This is a genomic window from bacterium (assembly GCA_022616075.1).
Lineage (GTDB): Bacteria > Acidobacteriota > HRBIN11 > JAKEFK01 > JAKEFK01 > JAKEFK01.
The window spans coordinates 1-10,441 of sequence record JAKEFK010000380.1 but is presented as its reverse complement, the minus strand read 5'-3'; the positions used below and the strand labels follow the sequence as shown (position 1 = coordinate 10,441).

Genomic DNA, 10,441 nt, shown 5'->3' with positions numbered 1-10,441 from the left:
CGGTCATTAATGCCAGCCTGGAGGCTGGCGCTCATTTAACGGCTGCAAAGATGAGCGCCGCCATTCTGGCGGCATTGATGTCCGCCGGCTTTTAGCCGGCGCCGCGGGCGTCTTGCCCGCCGAACTGAGCAACTTTTTTCTGTCCCTTCCGATAATCTTATTGAGGCACAAATGATTTCCAGAATTTCATCCATAAGATGTTCTCATGCGACGGCTATTCCATCGGACGAAGGAAGAGTATATTCCCTGGTTCCAAAAGCGCCGGTGACGATTCGGGCAATCGCATCCAAAAAGGATACGTATTCGGACTTTGCAGTGGACCGTTTTCAGAAATACATGGAGTACGCGCGGAGAGCAAAGCGCGATCTGGCTGACAATTCTTCGCTCTACGGTTATGGAATAGCCGCTTATGCAGCCACGGAGTTGATTATTCGCGCGTAGTTTTTATGCCGTAGAAGAACAGCAACATATCATCCAGCAAAGTGCCGTCGCTAAGCTTTCCTCTTTCAGCGCCATCACGCCCTACGGCAAATGCAGGCGCTTTCCAGTCTGGCATTCTCACCTCAGAATTCGGTCCAAATCCGCCCAGTTGCTTGTTAGGATTAAGCGGATCGATTTGCCAGTCCGCGCCATCGAGAACCAGTTTGTAATCAGGACGCGAATCCAGAGGAAGCGAGCGTTCATGAAATCATTGCTAGAAAGAATATCAAGCCGCCACCGGCAAAAGCCTGCGTTGAACTGAGACAACCGAAACCAAACTACAGCAAAGAGGGCGGCCACAAGGGTCGCCCCTACTTTATGTGTTTACTCGTCCAGTTGCGGATTGCTTCATCGAGTTTTGCCGGCTGATCTTCCGTTGCGTACACGCGACAATCTTGCATTTGAATCACTGTGATGGGCAGCGAACTGACCGAGTGATCCATAGGGTGCCATTGATCCAGTGCGGTTTTGTTATACTCGAATCCGGGGGAAGTCTTTATCGTGAACAGAGGGAAGCACAAGCATCGGAACTTTGATAGTTTTGATCTCCGCTGAAAGGTCTGTTGTTGCGAGCTCTGCAAAATAATGCCACCAGGTTGCAGGAAGGCTCTGCGCGGTCAGGTTCGAAAGCCAATCATGGCACTTTTTCTCCTTACAATACCAGGCTGCATTCTGCATGAGTATTGCGCGATACTGATCGTGGGATGGATAAGGAAAAAGTTCTACCGGAGTCCAGCTATTCACGATCTTCGCACGTTCTGCTAATGTGGCATTTTGCGGCATACCAGGAATCGGTGCATACAGTAAACCGTTCAACACAATCGTTCCGCGGAACATTTCCGGATGTTGCAGCGCAAGCTTCATCGCAAGGTAGGAACCCGCCTGATGTCCCAGAATCACCGGGCGATTTAGTTTTTCTTTCTTGATGAAATCCAAAACTGCAACGCTTGCGTTGTCCCACCAATCCATGGTTTCAAAATCCATCGTATCCGGACGCTGCGGCGCACTGGTTCCTCCGAAGCCGGGCAGAGTGACTGCGTAAAAAGTGAAAAGAGATTGATTCCTTTTCATAAAAGAATCAAAAACGCTCCAATCCGCGCCGAGATCAGGAATCAGAATCATTGGTATTTTGCCGGTTCCACTTTTTTTGAAGTTTCCAAGTTGCCCCGGTTTCACTGTCGGCAAAACGGGAGGAATAAGAGGTTGTCCGGGTCCCCAGGAGGCTGTTGCCATGGAGGCTGGAACTCTACCAACAGGAAAACCGCGGAGTTTCTGTGCCAATTGAAACAGATCAGTGTACGCTTTTGTCCGTTCTTCCTGAGTTAATCCCGGCTGTTCCGATTTCCTTTTCAAATCAGTAAGTTGATCCAGGTCGGCAGGAGTTACCTTTTTGTGAATGCCCCAGTATTGCGTTTGCTTTTCCATGTACGCTCGAAGTCCATCATCAGCACCTACTGGAAAACTGAATAAAGAGAAAAGAATGAAAACTAAAAGTCGTTTCATGTTTCACCTCTGACACGATGAAATTTATCGGAGTAGATGAGAAGGCTTCCATACGTTTGTGGCGAGCGGTCGGAGGGAAGGGGAGAGTGGTCTGCATTGCGGACTGGAAGTCCGGCGGCCCGTAATGCAGGCTGGAAGCCTGCGCTCCATAGTTACTTCCTGAAGAGAAAGCGTTTCACTTTCTCCTTCAAGCGGCGACTGACGGGGAGCGCGGTGCCATTTTGAAGAATCAGGTGGGTTTGGCGCTGGGGTTGCATTTCGCGGATACGGTCGGTGTTTACAAGAATGCGGCGATGGATTCGGAGGAAGCGCGCTGGATCGAGCGCTTGCTCGATGGCATTCATCGATTCGCGAATGATATGAGTCTCTTTTCCTGCATGCACAAGGATGTAGTTATCTTCGCTTTCGATCCAATCAACCTGATTGCATGGAACAAAAATGATTCCACGTGTTGATTTAACAGCGATCCGTTGCAGGTATTCGTTTTCTTTTTGCAATGTTTGTAAAAGAGCCATTGCCTGCTCAGCCGGTTCGGAGTTCCGCTTGAGCCGGATTTGTTGTTTCACTTTTCGGAGCGCTTCTTCAAATCGTTTCCGCGTGAACGGTTTCAGAAGATAGTCCGCTGCGTTCGCTTCAAATGCTTTGACCGCGTATTCATCATAGGCTGTGATGAATATGACGGAGAACTGACGTTCCAGACCGGATCGCTTCAATAAGTTGAAACCGTCCATCAGAGGCATTTGAATGTCCAGGAAAAGAATGTCCGGTTTATATGTTCGAATCCATGCCAGCGCATCCTGACCGTTTTCACATTCTCCAATCAGTTCGATTTCGGAATCCAATTCCAGAAAATGACGAATTCTTTTCCGCGCGGGTGATTCGTCGTCAACAATCAGGGTCCGCAGTTTCAAAGTTTTCCCTCCGAAACATGAAAGGGAATACCCAGGGTTACGACCGCGCCTCCGTCCGGTTGGTTTGCCAGATCGAGATGCGCCTCCGCTCCATACATCCTGCGGAGCCTGTCACGCGTTGTAGCGATTCCAATACCTTCGGTTATGTGAGAAGGCAACCCGGGACCATTGTCACAGATCACTATTTGCAACTGGCCGTCGCGTCGTTTTGCTTCAATGCGAATCGTTCCCTTACCGGAACGTGTTGAAACTCCATGGCGCACTGCATTTTCTACCACCGGCTGTAGAATCAGATTCGGAACGAGAGCAGACAGAGTATCCGGATCAATTTCGAATTGCGCGTGAAGACGGTCTTGAAAACGGAGTTGTTCAATTGCGAGATATCGTTTCAAGAATTCCAGCTCTTTTTCCAGTACGATTTCTTCGGTTCCTGGATTTTGTAAAGTCAGCCGTAAGAAATCGCCCAGTTGTCCGATCATTTCATCTGCAACCTCCACATCGGTCCGCAAGAAGGATGCAATCGAGTTCAATGTGTTGAATAAAAAATGTGGATGCAGCTGCATCTTGAGCGCCTGAAGCTGGGCCTGGGTCAACTCGGCCTGAAGCCGTGCCACGCGTTGTTCGGAATCGCTAAACTGTCTGAGCAATACAAGCAGCCAGTAGACGGCGATTCCCACGTGGAAATCCAGCGGAAAAGCAAATTGAAAAGTATCGAGAATCTCGCCTCCTTCTCCGATAGAGAGACGCAAAGCATGAAACACAATAACGAACAGGACAAGGTGAATGAATGACAGCGCGGCCCCGCAAATTGTGTGGATCGCGATATGACGCGTTGCTTGTTCTCTGCGCCACGGATACATGCGAGCGATCTTCGTTACAAGCGGGGCAAGTAATGCCCATATAAGCCAGCGCGGAATTTCCCAGATCAACACCTGCGGCCATCCCATTGATCCGCCGGCGCGAATGGCGAACAGGTGCAGTTGACTCGCGAATACCAGACCCACCAGCAACCAGGCCAGGAAGGGAAGCAGTTTCCGGATCCTCATTTGCGGACCTTCCAGAGTTTCTCGTACGCGACTACAGGTGAATACATTAAATTGATTTCAAAATCTTCCACATCCGGTTGCGCAAAACAATAACTCTGTTCATGAAAAAGCGGCAGCAACAAAGCTTTTCTTTCAACAATCTCTTCAATTTCTTGATAGATCTCATGCCTGATGGACGTATTGAATTCCGTGCGTCCCCGTTCTATGAGCTGATCGATTTCGGGCAAGCCGCAAAGTTTTCCAATAAATCCTTTTTCTGTATGCAGCAAAAACACGAAGGAATCGGCGTCCGGGTAATCACTGATCCATCGCGTCAGATTGCAGTCCGCTTTCGCCAGAGTTGACGCTTGATTGATGTGGTATTCGGATTTTGTGTCTACGAGGTTCATTCGAAAACCTCTTTCCCGCATATTCTTTGAGAACTCATCGGCGAAACCTGAATAGGGACCCTGATAGATCGAATTCAAGAAACAGGTAACGCTCGTTTCACGAACCAGTTGTCTGGACGCTTCCGGCGTTCTCCGCAACCTTTTTTCATAGCCGATCAGTCCGGGAGGAATGAAGGAATCTGCAAGAATTCCGAGCCTTCCAACGGTCTTTCTCACGAGCGATTCCACATCCAGTGATTCGAACAGTTCGCGCCGCATCTGTTCATCCTGAAAGGGACCCTTATGAATATTGAGAGCGAAATAGTAGGTGGAAAGACGCGGAATTTCTTTGTATTGGATGCCCGATTCCTGTCGCAACGCTTCCACATCGGAAGGGAAGAGATTCCATGCAAGTGAGAATTGTCCTGAGCGAAACCCTGCAAGAATTTCTGAAATGGAAACGCCGAAAGTAAATATCAAACGATCAGATTTCGGATATCCCTTACTCCAGTAATCCGGATTTGCCTCCAATTCAAGGCGGCGACCCGGATCAAAATTCACAACGCGGAAAGGGCCGGTTCCGACAGGACGTCCTGTAAAGAATTCGGAGCCTTCCGGAACGATCGAAGTGAGCGGATGCGTAAGAAGCGTAGGGAAAAAGGAGAGTGGTTGATCCAGCTCAATCACGAATTCGGAAGCGGAAAGAATTCTAAAGCCTTTGAGGTCCCCGACTTCGCTTTTCAATAATTCCTGAGCGCCACTGATGCAAGAGAGCAGCCAGCGGTTCTCCGATGCGGGATTTTGAAGAAGGCGTTCAAAAGAGTAACGGACATCGCGCGCAGTTAGTTTTCGGCCATCGTGAAATCGGACATCATCGCGCAAACGAAACCTGTATCTTTTGCCACCCGCTTCCGCCAGGCATTCTGACGCTAGCGATGTCGCGACATGAAGTCCTTTTGTCACCCGCGTTAAAGTTTCAAAAATCGTGGGCAACACTTCGTATTCGATGAGCCGGAATACAAGTGAAGGATCCAGACTATTCATTTCCTGGGAAGCGGGAACATGAATCGTACCCCCTCTTCTGCTGAGAGCCACCTGCGTCGCAGTGGATTCGGATTTCCAGATTTCAGAATAGTTCAGGTAGGGCGGATTGCTATAAAGCTTGAGCGCATGAATTTTCGGGTTTGCAAGTCTGTAATCGACGTCGTGGAACAATGGAATCAGCATGGCGGAATCGTGCAAGAGATTCTCTATTTTCAAATAAAGTCTCTCCCGCATCGCAGGATGCATTTCTTTTCTTGCGTTTGAGATGAGTTCGTCCAGTTCCTGTGAACAAAAATATTTGCGAAATCGTCCCGCATCGGAATGAAACAGCCCATAGATGAAGTTGTCCGGATCATCATAATCGGAGGCCCATCGTCCGATCATCAAATCGGTCTCTGCATTATTTGTGATGCGATCCTGATATTCCACAATGGTAGGTGTTTCGATTTTCACTTCAACGCCGATCTCTCTCCAGATCTGCAACAAAGATTTCGTGAGTGAGCAATAGCGATCTTGAAGGCTCGGATGAACAGAAGCGCGGAGGGTCACCGCGGAGTCGACACCCGCCTGTTTCAGGAAATCCAGAGATTCCTCCCGTGAGATGGGGCGTTTTCTGCGTCCGGGATCATGTCCGAGAATGCCTGGTGGAAGCAATCCTTCAGCCGGTTGAGCGAATCGTCCCAGAGCGCGCCGGATTAAATCGTGAGTCCGGACTACGCTCGCCAATCCCTGGCGAATTCTAAGATCGGAGAGCGCAAGACTGTTTTGATTGAACAGGACAAAGTATGTATTCTTCTTCGGGACTTCAACGAGCTGAGTTTTCAAATACCTGGTTCTGAGAATTTCCTCAAGATCGTTAGGCAGCAGATCGCGCGCAAGATCGTAGCTTCCTTTTCGAAATCCCGCTGCGGTTGCAGCCGAGCCGATCCCCGTTTTGAATTCAATCTTGTCCAACAAAGTAGTCGCCCCCTTCCAGTAATGCGGATTCCTTCGCAATACAATTTCATTCGATCTGAACGATTGCATTTCAAAAGGTCCGCTTCCCACGTACAGAGGGGATTGGCGCAGGGATTCTTCCCCCTCATGAAGGTGGAGGTTAGGTGGGGGTTGGAGATGTTCGGACAACCCTCCCCTCGCCCCTCCCTTTATAAGGGAGGGGGATTCGCCTTTGAATTCATCTATCACTTCTTTCACGATTGCTGTTCTGGCATCCGTCAACATCGATCCGTACATTGGCAGCGACTGATTCAGTTGCAACTCGATTTGATTTTCCGATAACACAGTGATTCCGGAGACCTCTGCAGCGGTTCCACTGAGGTATTCGGGAACACCGCGAATTGCAGAGAATGCGGCTGCCAGGTGCTCTGAACACAACCGGACCGCCTGTTCGAACGACCTTTTGACATCCTTTGGGCAAAGGTTCTGCCCGTCATGCATGGGGATGTTCGAGCGCAGCGTAATTAAAAAAGTCTGTCCGGAGTTTAAGATTTCCCATCGTTCACATAAATGCGGAATTAGATTTCCTCTCGCATCGCGCGTCAAGAGTGTTTCAAAAACGTTTGTGAGAACTTCCTGTTCCTCGTCGAAAGTCATTTGGGCCGGGTGCCGCACCTGAATGGACGCGGGAAACGCGACCAATAGTGTTCCACCTGTGGTAACCTGTTCATCTTTTTCCTGCACCGCGGGTTGGAGACTGTTGATTTCGTTTAAATATTCTTTCGCTTTTTGATATTCGCCTCGCAGGTTGGCCACCGTCGTCGCCAATGAAAGCAGCTTTATCCGGCAGTCCTGCATTTCAATTCTCCGTGACAGATCCAATCCGATTTCTATCCACTGAATGGTTGCTTCGATGCTTCTGCCCTCCCACGCGGTTTCTGCAGCAAGCAGAATTATATCCAGCATCTCGTTCCCCTGATTCCGCTTCTGATAAATGTCCGCAGCTTTTGCAAATTCCTTTAGGGCTCCGTCAAAATTTCCCGTGAGCCGTATTGCAGATGCCAGCATTTTTCTCGTCTCCGCCTCTATCAAAGAGTCTTCTTCCTCTTCTTCCAGAAATTCCAGTGCGATCCTGGCGGACCGGAGCGCTTCCTCTCCGGAAAAAGTTTCCAGGGACTTTTTGGCAAGCTTCAATCCGTATTCGACAACTTTTTCCGAAATATCCGCTTCCACAAAATGATGAAGTAGCCGTGGATAAACGCGATCCAGTTTCCTTGCATATTTTTTTTCGAGAGCATTCGCAAATCTAAGATTCAAAGCCCTTCTTTGTCTGCGCAACAGCGCGCCGTACAGAACGTCGCGAAGAACACCACTGGAAAAACTGAAACGCTCACCGCGCGAGAGGTTTTGTTCCTCCAGAAAGCCAAGATTGATCAGTTTCTCCATTGCCTCTTCGGTCCACTCATCGGTTTCCATCATGGATTCGAGATCAAGCAGGTCAAAACTTCTTCCCAGGACCGATGCGAGACTCAATATATTGCGCAAGTCAGCCGGCAACCGTTCGATTCTTTTTTCAATCGTTTGCTGTATGGTGACGGGAAGCGCCTGCGAGGAAATCGCAGTGTCCGCGGAAAGAGCCCATCCTCCATCGGGTGTTTGGATCATTTGTCCCGCGTCCATCAAGGATCGAATCAATTCCTTGGTAAAGTACGGATTTCCTTCAGTTGCCTGATATAAACGCTCGGCAAACTGCGTCTCGAATTTTTCGCTGCCGATGAGCACTTCCAGAAACGCTCTGTGCTCTTCACGATCAAAGGGTTGCAGGCTAAACGTGCTGAAACGGCGGTCTCCCTGGAACGTTTCCAGCATCCTTGTCAGCGCGTGACCTTTCTGCACTTCGGTAGAACGATACGTTCCAACAATGAAAGTCGGTGTAGGACCGAGACGCCGCACGATATATTGAAGCGCATCCAGCGAAATATCAGCGGAATGAAGTTCTTCCAGGAACAGCAGGAGGGGTTGTCCGGCTCCGATTCTAGCAATCGTTTTTGCCAGGAGCTCGTAGATTTGAATGCGGTCTTCCACTTTCTTTGTTTCCATGGGGCGCGCCAGAGTGGAAGTGGAAGTGGATTTCATCTCTGCGATTTCTCCTAGCACAGGAAACAGACTGATTAAATCAGCGGCCAGATCCGATAAATCCACAGGGATGGACGTTTGGGGAGTATTTACACGAAAAAACTCCTGAATCACTTCACAGAAACCCTGATAGGGAAAAACGCGATCCTGTTCCACAAAACGGCCATGAAGCACGCGGATCCTTTTTGCTTTCGCGAGCCGGTCCAGTTGCTCCAGTAAACGCGTTTTGCCGATTCCTGCTTCTCCGCCAAAAACTACAAACTGGCATTCGCCCGTTAGGGCAGTATTCAAATGCCGTTGCAGCTGATTGAATTCCTTTTCGCGGCCGATCAACAGAGATGGTTGTTTTGCCTGCTGAGTCAAGATCGGCGTGGCGGCTCTATCTGATGAAATACCTTCTTCTTCCAGAAGACGCGCTCGGTGCCGGCGAAGTGTTTGCGCAAAGTCTTTGCAGCGTTGAGGGCGCAGCGCGGGATCCTTTTCCAATGCATGCATGAGAACTGTTTCCAGCTCCGGATCCATCGCGATTCCTAATTCGCCGGGCGATTGTGGGGTATCGTGAAGGATGCTGTAAAGCAATAGATGAAGTTCACCGGTGAACGGGACTCTTCCTGTGAGACATTCATAGAGGACCGTGGCCAGTGAATAAACATCGGACCGTTGATCGACTTTCTGGTGCGCAATTTGCTCCGGACTGAGATAGGCGATTGTTCCAACGATCAGGCCCGATTCTGTGATCCGCTGATCGGTGGAACCGATGGCGAGTCCGAAATCGGTAATGCGCGCATGAAAGTGGCCATCTTCGGAGCGCGTTACCATAATATTTTCCGGCTTGATGTCGCGGTGAATGATTCCTAATGAGTGGCTGTATTCAAGCGCATCGGCTGTTTGAATGATAAGGTCCAGCACATCACTTAGAGTGAGCTTCTTTTCCTTCATCAGTTTGCGGAGATTGTCCCCACGCACGTAGGGCATCACAAAGAACAGGGAATCCTGATGTGTGCCGACATCGTAGATGCCAACAACTCCGTGATGATCCATCTTTGCGATGGTGCGGGCTTCGCGTTTCAGTCTTTCCTGAGCTTCCGCATTGAAAGTGCCAGGTGTCAGAAGTTTTACTGCAATCGGGCGATCGAGGAGTGGATCGTACGCGAGGTAGACAACGCCCATTCCGCCGCGACCGAGCTCACTTTGAATCTCGTAGCGGTCCGCGAGTCGTGTCCCTATCATCCCACCTTAATTCTACGGCTATGGAGCGCAGGCTTCTAGCCTGCATTCTTTTCTCAGGGCTTCGGTATCGCTGCAAATCCGCCGATGGCGCCGCCTACAATCCCAAGCACGATGGCCGCAGTCCAGAGCAGCATGATATTCTTCAGACCCAGACTTGAATTCATCCAACCCCAGATGAAAGCGTAAAGTCCGCAAATCAGGCCGAGAATTCCTTTCCCAACGCTTTGTTTGAACATCTGAACGAGAACAAGGATCCAACAAATCACGCTAACGGCAGCTGCAATGTACGACAGAGTCATTCCCATAATCCCCTCCTATTTGCTACTGGAAGTTAAACACAACAATTTCTATTTCACAAGCTCGAGTAGGATGTTGAGACTTCATCATTCTTTGATGATGGATTCTACTTCGGCCGGTTCGGCTGTTAGAGCAATGGCTCCACAATCCATGCACATATCCGCCTGGACCGGAACCCTCCCGGTTGAAAGTACAAGGAATTTCAACTTTGCTGGACGAAAAGTAATGCCCACCTGCGCGTTCAATCTACCCCGTTCCAAATGCTTCCCCCCGCAACGCGGGCAGGACTCCGGTATTTTCATGACAGCCGCTTCCATGATTGTCCACCTCCTAATACTGTTTTAGGATATCACTACCGTTTGTTGAAAAATCAAGATGCTGGCCGTTCCTCTAGTGGGAGCGCGGGCATCTTTGCCCGCAAAATGCTTATCGAGCGAACAGGTTCTTGCGGACTGGAAGTCCGCGCTCCATTTTGATTTTTCAACAAACT

Annotated in this window: 7 protein-coding genes; 1 reads left to right on the top strand and 6 read right to left on the bottom strand. The window is 49.6% G+C overall.

Going from position 1 to position 10,441, the window contains the following annotated elements; translation table 11 throughout:
• Positions 1–171 precede the first annotated feature (171 nt).
• Positions 172–441: a hypothetical protein gene (locus tag L0156_29500; protein MCI0607141.1), complete on the top strand. Its 270-nt coding sequence runs from the start codon at positions 172–174 to the stop codon at positions 439–441.
• A 510-nt stretch (positions 442–951) separates the two neighbouring features.
• Here the strand turns inward: L0156_29500 and L0156_29495 are convergent.
• From L0156_29495 to L0156_29470, 6 genes are all read right to left on the bottom strand, one after another.
• A complete protein-coding gene (locus L0156_29495; GenBank protein ID MCI0607140.1) occupies positions 952–1,983 on the bottom strand; it encodes an alpha/beta hydrolase in 1,032 nt (343 codons plus the stop codon).
• Positions 1,984–2,135: 152 nt separating this feature from the next.
• Positions 2,136–2,894, bottom strand: coding sequence for a response regulator (locus L0156_29490; GenBank protein ID MCI0607139.1), 759 nt, complete (start codon positions 2,892–2,894; stop codon positions 2,136–2,138).
• Positions 2,891–3,940, bottom strand: a complete 1,050-nt coding sequence (locus L0156_29485; GenBank protein MCI0607138.1) for a histidine kinase — start codon at positions 3,938–3,940, stop codon at positions 2,891–2,893. Before L0156_29485 ends, L0156_29490 begins: the two co-directional genes overlap by 4 nt.
• Positions 3,937–9,654 carry an ABC transporter substrate-binding protein gene (locus tag L0156_29480; protein MCI0607137.1) on the bottom strand — a complete coding sequence of 1,906 codons (5,718 nt, stop codon included), beginning with the start codon at positions 9,652–9,654 and terminating at the stop codon, positions 3,937–3,939. Before L0156_29480 ends, L0156_29485 begins: the two co-directional genes overlap by 4 nt.
• 53 nt (positions 9,655–9,707) lie before the next feature.
• Entirely contained in the window at positions 9,708–9,959 is a 252-nt protein-coding gene (locus L0156_29475; GenBank protein ID MCI0607136.1) for a hypothetical protein, read from the bottom strand.
• Between the two features lie 78 nt (positions 9,960–10,037).
• Positions 10,038–10,268 (bottom strand): PF20097 family protein, encoded by a 231-nt coding sequence (locus L0156_29470; protein ID MCI0607135.1) that lies wholly within the window; start codon positions 10,266–10,268, stop codon positions 10,038–10,040.
• Between the last annotated feature and the right edge of the window lie 173 nt (positions 10,269–10,441).

Excerpts from the sequence above, each read along its gene's own strand:
- L0156_29470 (MCI0607135.1), bottom strand. The coding sequence starts at position 10,268 with ATGGAAGCGGCTGTCATGAAAATACCGGAGTCCTGCCCGCGTTGCGGG.
- L0156_29495 (MCI0607140.1), bottom strand. The coding sequence starts at position 1,983 with ATGAAACGACTTTTAGTTTTCATTCTTTTCTCTTTATTCAGTTTTCCA.
- L0156_29485 (MCI0607138.1), bottom strand. The coding sequence starts at position 3,940 with ATGAGGATCCGGAAACTGCTTCCCTTCCTGGCCTGGTTGCTGGTGGGT.
- L0156_29475 (MCI0607136.1), bottom strand. The coding sequence starts at position 9,959 with ATGGGAATGACTCTGTCGTACATTGCAGCTGCCGTTAGCGTGATTTGT.
- L0156_29500 (MCI0607141.1), top strand. The coding sequence starts at position 172 with ATGATTTCCAGAATTTCATCCATAAGATGTTCTCATGCGACGGCTATT.
- L0156_29480 (MCI0607137.1), bottom strand. The coding sequence starts at position 9,654 with ATGATAGGGACACGACTCGCGGACCGCTACGAGATTCAAAGTGAGCTC.